12 protein-coding genes are annotated in these 15,948 nt (G+C 63.8%); 9 read left to right on the top strand and 3 right to left on the bottom strand.

Annotated features, from left to right (window positions below):
• Positions 1 to 51 precede the first annotated feature (51 nt).
• The 5 genes from ACO07Z_RS05905 to ACO07Z_RS05885 all read left to right on the top strand — a co-directional run bounded on the left by ACO07Z_RS05905 (position 52) and on the right by ACO07Z_RS05885 (position 4,688).
• The gene (locus tag ACO07Z_RS05905; RefSeq protein WP_244376529.1) at positions 52 to 1,080 is read left to right on the top strand and encodes an ABC transporter substrate-binding protein; all 1,029 of its coding nucleotides are present in this window, start codon (positions 52 to 54) and stop codon (positions 1,078 to 1,080) included.
• 147 nt (positions 1,081 to 1,227) lie between these two features.
• The gene (locus ACO07Z_RS05900) at positions 1,228 to 2,094 is read left to right on the top strand and encodes an ABC transporter permease (RefSeq protein ID WP_421697817.1); all 867 of its coding nucleotides are present in this window, start codon (positions 1,228 to 1,230) and stop codon (positions 2,092 to 2,094) included.
• Positions 2,095 to 2,099: 5 nt separating this feature from the next.
• Positions 2,100 to 2,900, top strand: a complete 801-nt coding sequence (locus ACO07Z_RS05895; RefSeq protein ID WP_421697816.1) for an ABC transporter permease — start codon at positions 2,100 to 2,102, stop codon at positions 2,898 to 2,900.
• Complete coding sequence (locus ACO07Z_RS05890; protein ID WP_421697815.1) at positions 2,897 to 3,976, top strand: ABC transporter ATP-binding protein; 1,080 nt, start codon at positions 2,897 to 2,899, stop codon at positions 3,974 to 3,976. Before ACO07Z_RS05895 ends, ACO07Z_RS05890 begins: the two co-directional genes overlap by 4 nt.
• Positions 3,977 to 4,103: 127 nt before the next feature.
• Entirely contained in the window at positions 4,104 to 4,688 is a 585-nt protein-coding gene (locus ACO07Z_RS05885; protein WP_421697814.1) for a D-sedoheptulose-7-phosphate isomerase, read from the top strand.
• Between the two features lie 78 nt (positions 4,689 to 4,766).
• On the opposite strand, the gene ACO07Z_RS05880 is transcribed toward ACO07Z_RS05885, so the two are convergent.
• The 3 genes from ACO07Z_RS05880 to ACO07Z_RS05870 are packed head-to-tail and all read right to left on the bottom strand — an operon-like array spanning position 4,767 to position 8,238.
• Complete coding sequence (locus ACO07Z_RS05880; RefSeq protein ID WP_421697813.1) at positions 4,767 to 5,762, bottom strand: galactokinase; 996 nt, start codon at positions 5,760 to 5,762, stop codon at positions 4,767 to 4,769.
• A gap of 11 nt (positions 5,763 to 5,773) precedes the next feature.
• The gene (locus tag ACO07Z_RS05875) at positions 5,774 to 6,994 is read right to left on the bottom strand and encodes an HAD-IIIA family hydrolase (RefSeq protein WP_421697812.1); all 1,221 of its coding nucleotides are present in this window, start codon (positions 6,992 to 6,994) and stop codon (positions 5,774 to 5,776) included.
• On the bottom strand, positions 6,991 to 8,238 hold the full coding sequence (locus ACO07Z_RS05870) for an acyltransferase family protein (protein ID WP_421697811.1): 1,248 nt from the start codon (positions 8,236 to 8,238) through the stop codon (positions 6,991 to 6,993). The genes ACO07Z_RS05875 and ACO07Z_RS05870 overlap by 4 nt, the downstream gene beginning before the upstream one ends.
• A gap of 201 nt (positions 8,239 to 8,439) precedes the next feature.
• Between ACO07Z_RS05870 and ACO07Z_RS05865 the strand changes: the two genes are divergently transcribed.
• The 4 genes from ACO07Z_RS05865 to rfbG all read left to right on the top strand — a co-directional run bounded on the left by ACO07Z_RS05865 (position 8,440) and on the right by rfbG (position 15,934).
• A complete protein-coding gene (locus tag ACO07Z_RS05865; protein ID WP_421697810.1) occupies positions 8,440 to 10,494 on the top strand; it encodes a hypothetical protein in 2,055 nt (684 codons plus the stop codon).
• Between the two features lie 63 nt (positions 10,495 to 10,557).
• Complete coding sequence (locus ACO07Z_RS05860; protein WP_421697809.1) at positions 10,558 to 14,088, top strand: glycosyltransferase; 3,531 nt, start codon at positions 10,558 to 10,560, stop codon at positions 14,086 to 14,088.
• A complete protein-coding gene (gene rfbF / locus ACO07Z_RS05855; RefSeq protein ID WP_421697808.1) occupies positions 14,088 to 14,864 on the top strand; it encodes a glucose-1-phosphate cytidylyltransferase in 777 nt (258 codons plus the stop codon). The genes ACO07Z_RS05860 and rfbF overlap by 1 nt, the downstream gene beginning before the upstream one ends.
• A complete protein-coding gene (gene rfbG, locus ACO07Z_RS05850) occupies positions 14,861 to 15,934 on the top strand; it encodes a CDP-glucose 4,6-dehydratase (RefSeq protein WP_421697807.1) in 1,074 nt (357 codons plus the stop codon). The genes rfbF and rfbG overlap by 4 nt, the downstream gene beginning before the upstream one ends.
• The last annotated feature ends 14 nt before the right edge of the window (positions 15,935 to 15,948 follow it).

Below are 15,948 nucleotides of genomic sequence, written 5' to 3'. Positions count from 1 at the left end.
AGCGCCAAACGCGCCGCCTTCCACACCGAACGCCAACCAAAGGGGACCACCATGTCGCGCACATCCCGTGCCCTCGGAATCGCCGCCCTCGCCCTCGCCGCCGGCCTTGCCGGTGCGGCGGTGGCGCAGTCGGGTTCCATCGTCTTCACCAGCTGGGGCGGCACCACCCAGGACGCCCAGAAGAAGAGCTGGGCCGTGCCCTTCACCAAGGAAACCGGCATCACCGTCAAGCAGGACGGCCCGACCGACTATGGCAAGCTGAAAGCCATGGTGGAGAGCGGCAACGTCTCTTGGGACGTGGTGGATGTGGAGGCCGATTTCGCCGCCGCCGCCGCCAAGGATGGGCTGATCGAGCCCATCGACTTCTCCATCGTCAAGCGCGGCGAGATCGACCCGCGCTTCGTCACCGACCATGCGGTGGGCAGCTTCTATTATTCCTTCGTGCTCGGCTTCAATCCGGCGAGCCTGAAGGGCAAGGCGCCGAAGAGCTGGGCGGATGTGTTCGACACCAAGACCTTCCCCGGCAAGCGCACCTTCTACAAATGGTCGGCGCCGGGCGTGCTGGAAATCGCCTTGCTGGCGGATGGCGTGCCGGCCGACAAGCTCTACCCGCTCGACCTCGACCGCGCCTTCAAGAAGCTCGACAGCATCAAGAAGGACATCGTCTGGTGGGGCACCGGCGCGCAGTCGCAGCAGCTGCTCGCCTCCGGCGAGGCGCCGATCGGCCAGTTCTGGAACGGGCGCATCTTCGCCCTGCAGCAGAGCGGCGAGAAGGTCGACCTGTCCTGGGAGCAGAACCTGACCGCCGCCGACATGCTGGTCGTGCCCAAGGGTTCGAAGAACAAGGAAGCGGCGATGAAGTTCATCGCCGAGGCGACCAGCCCCGAGGGGCAGGCGAGCTTCGCCACCGAGAGCGGCTATGCCCCGGTGAATGTGAAGTCCGCCGCGCTGATGCCGAAGGACGTCGCCGCCAACCTGCCCGACAAGCACACCGCCTCGCAGATCAATCTCGACATGGGCTATTGGGCCGCCCATCGCGACGAGATCGGCAAGCGCTGGTACGCCTGGCAGGCGGAGTGAGCCGGCGGCCCCTTGCCGGATGAAAGCCGCGCTCCCGTCACCAGGGAGCGCGGAAAGGCGCCGGGCGAGGACGGGCGCATCATTCCGTCCTCGTCGGCCTCATCGTCCACCTCACTGCACTCATCGAACCGCCCTGATCGAGCCCTCATGACCGTGACCGACGCGCCGATCGTCCGCCCTCCCGCCGCCGCGCGCCCGCGCGCCGGCGGGATCGCGCCCGTCTTGCCGGCGCTCGCTCTGGTTGTGTTCGTCTTCGTAATTCCGGTGCTGGCGCTGCTGCTGCGCAGCGTGCTGGAACCCGCGCCGGGGCTGCAGAACTACGCCGCCTTCTTCGGCTCGACGACCTATCTCAAGGTGCTGGGCAACACCTTCCTCGTCGCCTTCACGGTCACGTTGGTGACGGTTCTCCTCGGTTTTCCAGTGGCTTGGTTCCTGGCGATCGCGCCGTCCTTCTGGTCGCGGCTGCTGTTCGCCATCGTCATCCTGTCGATGTGGACCAACCTGCTCGCCCGCACCTATGCCTGGATGGTGCTGCTGCAGCGCACCGGCATCATCAACCGCACGCTGATGGATCTCGGCCTGATCTCCGAGCCGCTGCCGCTCATCAACAACCTTGTCGGCGTCACCATCGGCATGACCTACATCATGTTGCCCTTCATGATCCTGCCGCTGCACGCCACGCTGCGCTCCATCGACCCCGCCATCTTCCAGGCAGCATCCCTTTGTGGCGCCAGCCGTTTTCAGGCTTTCACCCGGGTGATGCTCCCCCTCACCGCCTCCGGCATCGCCGCCGGCGCGCTGATGGTTTTCGTCATGGCGCTCGGCTATTTCATCACCCCGGCCCTGCTCGGCGGCACCGCCAACATGATGCTGGCGGAGCTGATCGCGCAGCTGGTGCAATCGCTGCTCGACTGGGGGCTGGCGGGGGCGGCGGCGCTGGTGCTCCTCGTGATCACGCTCGCCATCTATATGGTACAGCTGCGCGTTTTCGGCTTTGGTCAGGCGAGGGGCTAGGCGCCATGCTGCTCGATTTCGCCCGTCTTGGCCCCTGGCGGGTCGCCCTCAGCCTCATCGCCCTGCTGGTCGGCGCCTATCTGCTGCTGCCGATCCTGCTCATCGTCGCGCTGTCCTTCGGCTCCTCGCAATGGTTGCAATTCCCGCCCCCCGGCTGGACGCTGCGCTGGTACGAGGACCTGTTCGACGATCCCGAATGGATCGCCTCCTTCCTCATCAGCTTCAAGATCGCCGCCGTGGTGACGGTGCTGTCGGTCGGCATCGGCCTGATGGCCTCCTTCGGCCTGACGCGCGGCACGTTTCGCGGCCGGCAAGCGTTGCGGGCGCTGTTTCTTACCCCGATGATCCTGCCCGTGGTGGTGCTGGCAGTGGCGCTCTACGCTTTCTTCCTGCGGCTGCATCTCAACGGCACCTTTCTGGGCTTCGTTCTCGCGCATTTGGTCATCGCCCTGCCCTTCTCCATCATCGCGATTTCCAATGCGCTGGAACGGTTTGATCGCGATATTGAAACCGCCGCCATCGTGTGCGGGGCCAGCCCGCTGGAAGCCAAGATCCGCGTCACCCTGCCCGGCATCCGCCTCGGTCTCATCAGCGCGGCGATCTTCTCCTTCCTCGCCTCCTGGGACGAGGTGGTGATCGCCATCTTCATGGCGAGCCCCGACCTGCAGACGCTGCCGGTGCGCATTTACGGCACGCTGCGGCAGGACCTCTCCCCGGTCATCGCTGCCGTCTCGACGCTGCTCATCGCCCTGACTGCCGCCCTCATGGCGGCCGCCGCCCTCCTTCGCAAGGACGACCGCTCATGAGCTTTCTGGAAATAGCCAATATTTCCAAGACATTCGGCAATGTCACCGCCGTCAGCGACGTGTCCCTGGACATCGCGCGCGGCGAGTTCGTCACCTTCCTCGGCCCCTCCGGCTCGGGCAAGAGCACGACGCTCTACATGATTGCCGGCTTCTTCGAGCCGACGCGCGGGGATGTGCGGCTGGAAGGGCGCAGCATCCTTTCCGAGCCGTCGAACAAACGCAATATCGGCATGGTGTTCCAGCGCTACACGCTGTTCCCGCATCTCTCCGTCGCCGAGAACGTCGCCTTTCCGCTGCGCGTGCGCCGGCGCCCGGCGGCGGAGATCGCCCGCAAGGTGGAGGAAATGCTGGCGCTGGTGCGGCTGGATAGTTTCGCCGGCCGCATGCCCGCCCAGCTCTCGGGCGGCCAGCAGCAGCGCGTCGCCCTCGCCCGCGCGCTCGCCTACAACCCACCCTTGCTGCTGATGGACGAGCCGCTGTCCGCTCTGGACAAGAAGCTGCGCGAGGAAATCCAGGACGAGATCCGCCGCATCCACCAGCAGACGGGGGTGACCATCCTTTATGTCACCCACGACCAGGAGGAGGCGCTGAGCCTCTCCGACCGCATCGCCTTGTTCAACCACGGAAAAATCGAGCAACTCGGCAAGGGCCGTGAGCTTTATGAGGCGCCCCGAACCCGCTTCGTCGCTGACTTCATCGGTCATTCTAATTTTCTCGACTGTACCATCACTCGCAGCCAGGGCGGGTTCGCGGACATCACGCTTCCCGATGGCAGTGCGCTGGAGAGCGTCGCGGTGCACGGCGCCGCAACGGCCGGCGGGCACGGCGGCCTGATGATCCGGCCGGATCGGCTCCATCTGTCGCCGCTCGGAACTGGAAGTGGGCCTGGCATCGACGTCGTCCTGTCCGATGCCACCTTCATCGGCGAAACCTACCACTTCGTGCTGGCAACGGGATGGGGCGCGAGCGTCGATATGCGCACGCCCGCGAGCCTCGTGCGAGCCGACGATGTGACCATCGGCACCCGCCTGCGGCTGCACTGGGAAGCGTCGGACGCCAGCCTGTTCGGCCAATGACGCTTGGTGGTGTGGACAGTTACGGGCTGACCACCTAAGTCTGCCCGCGTTCTGAGCCAGCCATCGACGAGTTCCCGATCGGGACGGTAGCGGGCGGACACCGTCGCTGCATTTCCGAGCCAAAGCCATGATCAATTCCACCGACAGTATTTCCGCCTATTTCGCTGAATCCGCTCGCCTTTTAGGCCGTCTCGATTCCATCGCGGCAGATGTCCGCAGGGCGGCCGACACCTGGATCGATGCCTTGGCGAGCGGCGGCAAGGTGATGTTCTGCGGCAATGGCGGCTCGGCCGCCGATTCACAGCACCTTGCGGCCGAACTGATGGGGCGATTCCTGGCGGATCGCGCTCCGTTGCCGGCCTTGGCGCTGACCGTGGACACGTCGGCGTTGACGGCGATCGGCAACGACTATGGCTTTGAGCATGTCTTCGCGCGCCAGGTCCGTGGCATCGGCCGCAAAGGTGACGTGCTGGTCGGATTGTCCACCAGTGGCAACAGCGTGAATGTGGTGAAGGCTTTCGAAGCCGCCCGGGCGATGGGCATCACCTGCGTCGCCTTTACCGGGGCGAGCGGCGGCGCGCTGGGCGCGCTCGCGGATGTTCTGCTGGCAGTGCCGCATGAACAGACCAGCCACATTCAGGAGGCCCATATCGCGATCGGGCACGTGATGTGCGGCGTCGCCGAAGCGGCGCTTTGCCCACCCGGTCGATAGTCGCGCGCCTGCAGGCTTTACGCTCGAAGGCACGTGCGTGGCTGGCTGGTGCGTGCGTGCCTGGCGACACGCGAGCCATCAGTCGAAATTTGACACCGTCGATCCACCGTCGGTGAGCGAAATCGGAATGACATTGCCGGCGCCGAAATGCTCCACGAAGAGAGGGTGGCGGTCGGGTTCGACGATAAAGAGGATGAAGCCCGCGCCGCCGGCGCCCAGAAGCTTGCCCCCATGCGCGCCGAGTTCTTTCCCGCGCCGATAGAGGCCGTCGATTGTCGGGCTGGTCACTCCCTCCCCCAGGTTGCGCTTCAGGCGCCAGCCTTCATCCAGGAGATGGCCGAAGCGAGCGATACTCGCCCTGTCATCGCCGGCTTCCTCCAGCAGGCGGGTTCCTATGCGCGTCATCTCGTACATTTCGGCGAGATAGGCGGCGTTGTCGCCACTGACGGTGCGGCGGTGCTGACTCTCAAGCGCGTCGACGGCGCGACGCTGCGCGCCGGTGTAGACGAGCAACAGAGAGGCATTCAGGGTCGCCAGGCGGCTGGTGGTTAGCGTCAGCGGTTCGATGGCAATGGTCTCACCGGAAAACTCGTAGCGCGAGAGGCCGCCGAAGGCCGCGTGGATCTGATCCTGAACGCCCACCTTCTCCTGGAGAATGTCCTGCTCCATGCGAATGGCCTGCCGCGCCAGTTCATAGCGCGTTAGCTGCATGCCGCGCATGCGGTGAAGCAGGTTGATGAAGCCGACGGTAAAGGCGGACGAACTGCCGAGTCCGGTATTGCCTGGCAAATCCGACATGGTCGCTATGTTGAGCGGGCACTCCCAGCCGTAGAGCTTCAGGCTTTCGCGGATCACCGGATGTTGGATGTCTTCGATCCGCTGCACACTTTCCGTCGTGCGGTAGGTCACGCGAAACCTCTGCTCTGCGATCGGCGAGAGGGGAAGCGCTTGGATATAGATGTATTTATCTATTGTGCCGCCGAGGACAGCACCCGGGCTGGTGCGAAAATAGGAGGGATAATCGGTGCCGCCGCCAAAAAAACTGGCGCGAAGAGGGGTTTTGCTAATCCACATTCTAATACCGCTTAAAGCAATCGGGCGACGATGTCGATGACGGAGCCGCCTTCGTAACGTAGGGAGCGCAGGCCCGCAGCGCGCGCGGCTTCCATGTCGGCGGAACTGTTGCCGATGAGAAAACTGCGCTGCGGATCCACCGGCCAAGCCGCCATCAGGTCGACGAGCATCCCCGGGCCGGGCTTGCGGCGCGGGCAGTGGCGGCGGTAGGCGGCAATGGCGGCCTCGGGGTGGTGCGGACACCACTCGAACGCATCCACATGGCCGCCAATCGCGGCCAGGGAAGCCTGCATGGCGCCGTGAAAGGCCGCGACCGCATCCTCGTCGTAATAGCCGCGGGCGACGCCCGCCTGGTTCGTGACCACGAAGACGAAATAGCCGCGCTCATTGATGTGAGCGATGGCCTCCCGTGCCTGCGGCATCCAGACGAGATCTTCGACCCGATGCGTGTAGCCGCCATCGTGGTTGAGCGTCCCATCCCGATCGAAGAACACGGCCGGACGCGTACGGGCGGCGACGAGATCCACTTGCACCTGCGCGAAGGTTTCGGGAAGCCCGATGTCGACGAAATACACGCCGTCGCGCGCCTGCACGGCGACGACGCGCCCTTCCGCCACGAGGCGCGGCAGGACGTCCCGCTCCAGCGAGCAGGCGCCGTGGCGCGGGATCAGATCGAGAATCGCCCGGTCGATGGCATAGACACCGGCGCTGATGAGGCCTGAGGCATCCGCGAGCGGAGCGCCCTTCTCCTCGAACCCGACGACTTGGTCACCTTTCAATGTGACCCGGCCGAAACGTGCGGTATCGGGGACGCGGTGAAGCAGCATCTGGGCCTTGAGCTCGGGATCCCGTTCCCTTGCCTTTTCCCAGCCAAGTCCAAAGCGTGAGAGGTCGGCATCGATCCAGGAGTCGCCGTTCAACAGCAGGAACTGCGGCGCGAGGTGATCGGCCGCGAAACGCAACGCGCCGCCCGTTCCGAGCGGCCCCGGCTCCACAAGCACATCGATCTGCGCGCCGAAGAGCCTGCGCCCATGGAACACCGTCACGATCTGCTCACCGAAACGGCCGGCGAGCAGCACGATGTGCTTCACACCATAGCGGGCCACTTCCTGAATGAGGTGAAAGAGGAAGGGGCGCCCGGCGACGTCCAGCATGGGTTTGGGCGTCGCTTCGGTCAGCGCGCCGAGGCGGGTGCCCATGCCCCCGCAGAGGATGACGGCCTGATCAATCAAGTTAGGTCGCCTGCTGGGCGCGGGTTGCGGTCATGTGCATGCGGTCCACCCACTCTGTGGGAAAGGCGAATCGAGGGGCGGTCGATATAGCGCTCAAAGGGTATCGCAACCAGAAGGCTAACCCCGATGCTCGCCCCGCACGCGATCAGCGCCGCCGGCATATAGCCGAGCCATGGTTCCAGCGGAAGGAAGAGGGCGATACCAATCGTGAACAGGATCGGGAAATGCGTCAGATAGATGCTGAAGGAAAGCCGACCGAGCCATGCCGCCCATCGCAAGGAAAACAGCCTCCGCAGACGAGGGCTGACCAAGACAGCCATGACGATGAGCAGCGCAGCGATCTGCTTCTCAATCTGCAGGCCGAGGCTTGGCTGCAGGATATTGTAGACTGACAGGACGATCCCCGAAACGAGAAAGAGCCCCGAGAGATACGAACGCGGGCGTGTGCCCCGCTCGCCCAGCAGAAGGCCGCGCCAGATATACGCCAGGAAGCCGATAATGAAGAGGCTGAGAAGGGCATCCGCGACCAAGACACAGACGATCACGAGCAAGGGCCAGAAGGCGATACGCGGCAAATGGGTATAGGCTTTGACCACCGCCAGGGTGAGCAGCGATCCCCAGAACTCGATATGCAGTGTCCATAAGGGCGGGTCGAGCGCCTGGGAAAGCCCGACGAGCTTGATGCCCAAAAATGAAGATTGCAGCTGACCGAAGATGGAAGCTCCAGAATAGCCCAGGAGCATTGAATTGAGCAGAACATCCTGAAGCAAGGGCCATCCTGGCTCAACCGAGAAGACATAAAGCTGCCGGATCCATTGGGACGCGTTCAGCACTTCCATGCGCGCGCGCATTCCCGGCCAGATCGTCAGCAGAACGATCGCCAGCGCGAGCGCGGCAAGAACCGGAAGGTATAGGCGGACAAATCGCTTTGCCACCTGCCGCCCCGCGGAGAGATCGGTCTTCAGGAAGGTATGACTGAGCACGAAGCCGCTCATCAGAAAAAAGGCAAAAACAGCGACGCCACCGTCCAGGACGAAGAAGAAGGGCGAATGAGCCAGGAAGTGGCCCAGCGAGTCCTCGGCGGCGGGCTGCACGCGGGCCACGACCGGAAAAAACAGCGAGAACATATGGGCCAGGACAACCTGTATCGCGCCCAGGCCGCGGATTCCGTCGAAGAAGGTGAATCTTTCCCGTGTCGTTGCTGACACAGGCGTGCCCGACGAAGCGGCTGTCGAAGAAGCCATAGTCCAGCCGCCCCACGCGCAATGGCAAGAATTCATTTGTGGGCCGGCGGCAGAATCAGGTGCTTACGGCACTGATGCCGAATATGTAGAATGCGCAGAAAAATCAAATGGGCTTAGTGACTGCGCCTCATGCGTTCACCCAAGGGTGTAATAAACAGTAATACTCGCGACAAGCGGCTTTCCGAGTCTGAGGGTCGCGCTATGTATCTTGGTACCGGATTAGGTATTCTAATAGTCGCCGCGCTTGTTCTGTCGGTTGCGGGTTACCATTTTTATGTGGCGTTTGGCGGATTTGCGGCTGGCGATTTTGCCAATCTCACTGTCCTGCCGAAATTGAGCGGGGAGGTTAGGCCGGAGCCGGCGGAACGATTTGTGTTTCTGTCGGTCTCTGTGGCCATCGGCGTACTGGCGCTCCTCGTCGCGGCCGTCCCGCCCCGCTTTCCTTCTTGGATGCGCCCCACCAGCGCGGCGCTGGCCAATTTCGCGATCTATTTCTGCCTGTCGGCTCTGGTCCTCCTGGGGCTGTCTCGTTTCGACTTCGGACCGTCGCTGCTGTACGGCGAGGCGGCGTTGCAGGAGGGGGGAGCCCGGCGTCTTGCTGTGATCTGGCTTTCGGCCGTTGCCGTGCTTGCCGTAGCGCATCTCTTGCCGCGTAGGTTCGTTCTTTCACCTTCCACAGGGGCATGGCTGGCGGGTGGTCTCTTTGCTGGCGCGTTGGTCTTGCAGATCGTCGCGTGGCGCCTCGTCGGTGAAGAGGCGGTGAAGCCCAATGTCGCGTGGTCGATTCATTGGGACGCAATGGTTTATGCCATTGCCCAGGTTTCTGCCGGGAAGACCTTGCTGGTCGACCTCCCCTCTCAGTACGGCCTCTATCCGGAATTCCTCGGCCGGATCTTCCGGGTGACCGACTTCTCTGTCCTGAAGCTGTCGCTGCTTTTTGCGGCGATGCAGGTGGCTTCGATGGTCGCCGTCTATTGGGTGGTTCTGCGGTTGACACGCAGCGTCGTGTTTCGCGTCACCTTTGGCCTCGCCTTCGTTCTCGTCACCTTCGAGACCGTGCTGAAGATCAACGGCATAACCGAGTTCTATTTTCAGTATTGGCCGATCCGGTTCTTTTGGCCGGCACTTTCGGTGCTGGCGGTCTATGCCTATGCCCATCGTCCGGATCTGAGTCGGGCGGCGATGGTCTCCTTCTGCGCGGCCGTCGGCACGGTGTGGAATGCCGACACGGGCGTGATGGTGATCGGTGCCTTCGCGGCTCTGCTCGCGGCGAAAGCGATCCTGCGGCCGGCGGCGCCTGGGGGGGTGGTAGGACGCACCTTCCATGAAATACAGGCGCTGCTCCTGCTCCTGACGGTGCTCTCGGTGACGCTCGCGGGGACGTTTGCCTACTTCACAACCGTTACACCGGAGGCGCCTCACTGGGAGTGGTTGATGACCTATCCCAACCTCTTCTACCGGCTGGGCCTGAACATGCTTCCCCTGCCGCTCGGTGTCGCCACACCTTGGATGAGCGTGCTCGGGGTCTATCTCCTGGGCCTGCTGTTTGCGCTGAGCGAATGGCGCCGGGGGGCACGCGCCCCCTGCGTGGATGTCGTGTTCTACCTCAGTGCGCTCGGATGGGGGCTGTTCGTCTATTATCAGGGCCGTTCGCACATCCTCAATCTTGTCACGGTGTGTTGGCCGGCACTGGCGATCGCGACCATCCTGGCGGACCGAACCGTCCGAATGGTACGCGCAGGCGGGCTGGGGCCTGTCCATCTCGCCCTGCCCGCGCTGGCGCTCACGGTTCTGATGTTCTGCGCCCTTCCGTTCGTCCAGAACATCGGCCCGCTCTGGCGCGATGCGGAGCGGGCGCTCGACGGTCAGGGCCGCCTCGCCTCGCCTCTCGTGGCGGACGAACTCGACTTCATTCGCCGCCACACGCGGCCGGGGGACGAATGCGTCATCCTTGCGCAGCGGCAGGGACTGTACTACGCGTCGGCGCGGTTGCGGTCGCCGCTGAAGGGGCCTGGCTATGTGGAGATGCTGACGGTCGAAGATCGCGACGCGATGCTCCGGCAACTGGCGTCGGGAAAATTCGGATGTGTCTTTGTGGGCGAAGGCGGTGACACCGCCCTCAAGCTGAACACTGATGTGTGGGCGTCGTTGCGTCACTATGGTGTCGTGGATACCAACACGTCGAAATCCATGTCGCTGCTCGGGTTGAGGGGGCATGGGAGCAGCGCCGGTCCGATATCCACTGACGATCCATAGTTGCTCGCCGGCAGGTGGCTCCTGTATCTGAATACCCCGTGTTCACTATCTAGAATTGCATCCATGACCGATTCTCCCCACCGACCTTCAACGTTCCGGTTTCCGTCTCCCGAAGAGAGCATGGCTTTCACCGGGGAGCGCTATGTTTCCGGTCTGGTGGGTGAGATTCAGCACGAGCACTATCACCGCTATCTCTTCGCCCTTCCATTCTGCGAGGGCAAAGACGTTCTCGATGTGGCGAGCGGAGAGGGCTATGGAAGCCATCTCCTTGGTCAGGTCGCGCGTTCCGTGGTGGGTGTCGACATAGACGCCGCTTCCGTTGCTTTCGCGGCGCGCAACCATGCAACGGCGACCGTCTCGTTCCGCGAGGGCAAGGCCGAGGCGCTGCCGCTTGAGGCGCAGTCGGTCGATGTTGTCGTAAGCTTCGAGACTCTGGAGCATTTTGAGGACCAGCCAGCCTTTGTCCGAGAGGTCCTCCGCGTCCTGCGCCCCGGCGGAATGCTGGTGATTTCGTCCCCGGACCGCGTCACCTATTCGGAGAAGCGGGATTTCAAGAACGCCTTCCACGTGCGTGAACTGGACCGCCAGGAACTGCGCGACCTGTTGGCGACCCGTTTTGCTCATATCGCGCTGTTCGAACAGCGTGCCCTGTGGGGGTCGGTGATCCTGGGCGACGAGGCGACGGGGGCGCGGGGCGTCGCCGGCTTCATCAGCGATGATGGCACCAACTTCTCCTCCTGCGTGGGCGTGCCCGAGGCGCCCTATCTGATCGCGGTCGCTTCAAACGAAAAATTGCCGGCTCTGAGCCACAGCGTGCTCCATTCGCCGAACCACTTTCGCGCCCTCGAAGGTGCCCGGCTCAGTGCCGAGGAAAGCGCGCGGGCCGGCGTGTCCGAAATCGGTCGGCTGAACGACGAGCTCGGCGATGTTCGACGCAGGGGACAGGCCGAGATTGACCGGCTCAACGCCGAACTCGCCGCCGTCCATAGGGCTGGGCAGGCGGAAATCGACCGGCTCAACGCCGAACTGACCGATGTGCGGCGGACGGGGCAGGCGGAGATTGACCGCCTCAACGCCGACTTCGTGGGGCAGCGTGCGGCGGCACCGCTGGCGGCCGGAAACGGCCTGGCGTCCCCAGAGCAGGCCGAGATTGAGCGACTTCGCACCGATCTGGTCCATGCGCAGGCGGCGGCTCAGGCGGAGATTGCCCGTCTCGGGGCTGAACTCACTCATGCGCGAGCGGTCGGTGCCGCCCTTGCCGTGCGTCTTGAAGCCCAACTGGTCCAGGCGCGGGAGACGGCCGCGGCCGAGGTCACCCGCTTGGAGGAGGAAGCCGCGGGGCTCAGGGCGGAGCTTGTGCGTGTTGACGGCGACCGCAGATATGAGCGCGGTCAATTTGAGGCTGCGCATTTGAGTTCTCTGCACGAACTCCATGCCTCCTATGCACGCCAGATCGAGGAGATGCGTCGGCGGCCATTGCGCACGCTTAGGCGCTGGATGAGAGACCGGATTCGCAAGACCGCCGTCTACCGCGCGGTGAAGCCACGGCTTCGGGAGTTGCGTGGGCAGGCGAAGTCGGCTTTCGGCATCCGCAGGTCGCAGTCCGGGCTGCCCGGAACTGCGGCAGGACTGGGGATCGAGTTGCTGCCGATGGCAGAAGGACTCGATTTCGGCATTGGCGAGGACACGCCTCTCGTCTCGGTCATTATCCCGACCTATGGCAAGGTCGACTACACCTTGCGGTGCCTGGCATCAATGCACCGTTTCCGGCCCGCGGCGACCTTTGAAGTGATCGTCATCGACGACGCCTCTCATGATCCGGCGCTGGCGATACTGCGCCGCATTCCCGGTCTGATCTTCCTGGAAAACGAAACCAATCTGGGCTTCATCAGCAATTGCAACAAGGCCGCGGGGCAGGCGCGCGGGCGCTACCTTCACTTCCTCAACAACGACACCGAGGTGACCGAAGGCTGGCTCGACACGCTGCTTCGCGCCTTCGCTCTGCATCCCTCGGCGGCCATTGTCGGCTCCAAGCTGGTCTATCCCGACGGGCGTTTGCAGGAAGCCGGTGGCATCGTCTGGCGGGATGGTTCGGCCTGGAATTTCGGGCGCAATGACGATCCGGCGCTGCCCAAGTACAATTACACCCGCGAGGTCGATTATTGTTCCGGCGCCTCGATCCTCGTCGACGCCGGGTTCTTCCGAGACCAAGGCGGCTTCGACACCGCCTATGCTCCGGCTTATTGCGAGGACTCCGATCTGGCGTTCAAGGCGCGGGCGGCTTCTCGGAAAGTGTTGTACCAGCCGCGCTCCGTGGTCATCCACTATGAGGGCGTCTCCCACGGTACCGACACGTCCGAAGGCATCAAGTCCTATCAGGTTCGGAACCAGCAACGGCTGGTCGAGCGGTGGCGCGCGGATCTGGAAGCCCGCCACTATCCCAACGCGGTGAATGTATTCCGCGCCCGCGAGCGCAACTTCACCGGCAAGGTCGTACTGGTCATCGATCACTATCTGCCCGAACCGGACCGGGACGCTGGTTCGCGAACCATGGTGGCGTTCCTCGCCGAGCTTCTCAGTGCCGGCTATGTGGTGAAGTTCCTGACTGAGAACGGCTATCTTCACCCTGACTACGCGCCGCTGATTCAGGACATGGGCATCGAGATTCTCTACGGGCCGCTGTCCACACTGACGGGCTTCAATGAGTGGATGAAGGAGTTCGGCGGGCAGTTGCACGCCGTGCTGTTCAGCCGGCCCCACATCACCGCGAAATACATCGATACCGTCCGGATCAACACCCGGGCCCGCTCGGTCTATTACGGGCACGATCTGCATCATCAAAGGCTCCGGCTCGCCCATCAGGCGACGGGAGTGCCTGAAGACCTGGCGGCGGCACAGGCGCAGGAGCAGGAGGAGCGGTGGATCTGGTCGCAGATGGACTGCGTGCTCTATCCCTCCGTTGACGAGGTGGCGGTGGTGAAGGCGATGGAGCCTTCCACACCCGTTCAGCTTGTCTCTCCCTACATCGCCGAGCTGCCGACGCAGACACCCGACTTCGAGACCCGGGAGGGGCTGCTCTTCGTGGCCGGCTTTGCGCATTCGCCGAACGTCGATGCCGCCGTGTGGCTCGTGAAAGAGGTCATGCCGCTGATCTGGCAAACCATGCCCGATTTGCACTTGTCGCTTGTCGGTTCGTATCCAACCGCGGAGGTCCAGGCTCTCGCCTCCGAGCGCGTGACCGTTCGCGGCTGGGTGAGCGCCGAAGATCTCACGCGCTACTATCGCACCTCTCGCGTCGCCATCGTGCCGTTACGCATCGGAGCGGGGGTTAAATCCAAAGTGGTGGAAGCGCTGCAGTATGGGTTGCCCCTGGTTACGACACCGGTCGGGGCGCAAGGCATGCCGGGGCTGGAGACCATCTGTCCGGTCACCGCGAATCCTGCAGAACTCGCCGAGGCGGTGCGCCAGCTCGCTACGGATGGCGATCTGTGGGCAAGACAGGCGAGCGCGCAGCAGGCCTATGCCCAGGAGCACTTCTCCCGCGCCACGATGCGCAGGCAACTTGTGCAGGCCATCGAAGGGATGTGCGCCTGATGAAGGTCGTCATACTCGCGGGAGGATTCGGCACCCGCATCAGCGACGAATCCACGGTCGTGCCGAAGCCAATGATCGAAATTGGCGGGCGCCCGATCCTTTGGCACATCATGAAGATCTACTCCGCTCACGGCTTCAATGAGTTCATCATTTGCCTGGGCCATCGTGGCTACGTCATAAAGGAGTATTTTTCGAATTATTTCCTGCACATGTCCGATGTAACCTTCAACATGGCAGGCAATTCGATGGAGGTGCATAGGGAAACCGCGGAGCCGTGGCGGGTCACGTTGGTTGATACCGGCGACGGCACGAATACCGGAGGGCGGCTCAAACGGGTGGCCTCCTATCTGCGGGGCGAGCCGTGCTTCGCCATGACCTATGGCGACGGCGTCGCCGACATCGACCTCAAGGCGGAACTGGCCTTTCACCAAGCCCATGGCCGGCTGGCGACGATCGCGGCGGTGACGCCGCCAAGCCGCTTCGGAGTACTTGAGATCGACGCCGACGGGCGTGTCGCCTCGTTCCGCGAGAAGCCGCCGAACGAGGTGGGCCGGATCAATGGCGGCTTTTTCCTGCTGTCGCCCAAGGTTCTCGATCTGATTTCGGACGACTCAACGGCATGGGAGCAGGAGCCTCTCGAAACGCTCGCCTCGCAGGGCGAGTTGAAGGCCTTCCTTCACGACGGCTTCTGGCAGCCCATGGACACGCCGCGCGATCGCCGGCTTTTGCAGGAACGCTGGGTGTCCGGCACGGCTCCCTGGAAGGTGTGGGCATGAGCCTCGATCCGGCATGGCGGGGACGCCGGGTGCTGCTCACCGGGCACACGGGCTTCAAGGGAGCCTGGCTCGGCCTGTGGCTGGAGCAACTGGGGGCCATCGTTACCGGCTTCGCCCTTGAGCCGCCGACGGAGCCCAGCCTGTTTGCCCACCTCTCTCACGCCCGCACGCTCGATAGCATCATCGGCGATATCCGCGATCTCGCGGCCGTTGAAGCTGCGTTCGAACGGGCGGCACCGGAGGTCGTCATCCATATGGCGGCGCAATCGCTGGTTCGCCCCTCCTATGACGATCCTCTCAGGACGTACTCCACGAATGTGATGGGTACGGCGAATGTGCTCGATGTCATCCGCCGGCGAGGGGGCGTGCGGGCCGCGGTCATCGTGACCAGCGACAAATGCTACGAGAACCGCGAGCAGATATGGGCGTATCGCGAGACCGATCCCATGGGCGGCCACGACCCCTACAGCAACAGCAAAGGCTGTGCGGAACTGGTCACCCAGGCTTTTCGCGCCTCCTATTTCAAGGCCGGCGGTACGGCGGTGGCGACGGCTCGGGCCGGCAATGTGATCGGCGGCGGCGATTGGGCGGTTGATCGTCTGGTCCCGGATGCGGTTCGCGCCTTCGGGCAGGGCCGCGTGCTGGCGGTGCGCAATCCTGCGGCGCTGCGGCCCTGGCAGCATGTGCTCGAACCGCTGTTCGGGTATCTCATCCTGGCGGAAGCTCTGCTGGGGCCGCGCGCCGCGGACTTCGCGCAGGCATGGAATTTCGGTCCCGCGACCGACAGTGAGGTCCCGGTATCGAGCTTGGCCGACGAACTGGTGCGGCGTTGGGGTGAAGGGGCCGCTTGGCGGGTCGAGGGCGACACGACCGGCCTGCATGAGGCCCGAACGCTGGCGCTCGACTGTACCAAGGCGCGGACACAGCTGCGCTGGCAGCCGGCCCTCGATCTCGGTGAGGCGGTGGCGCTGACGGTGGACTGGTTCAAGGCCTGCCAGGCGGGGGCGGACATGCGGGCGTTCACGCTTGCGCAAATCGACGCCTACAGCGCCGCGCGAAGGGCCACGTGACGTGTCGCAACGGC

The organism is Ancylobacter sp. (assembly GCF_965229075.1).
GTDB lineage: Bacteria > Pseudomonadota > Alphaproteobacteria > Rhizobiales > Xanthobacteraceae > Ancylobacter.
The sequence above is the reverse complement of the archived record's forward strand: the minus strand, read 5'-3'. Positions and strand labels throughout refer to the sequence as shown.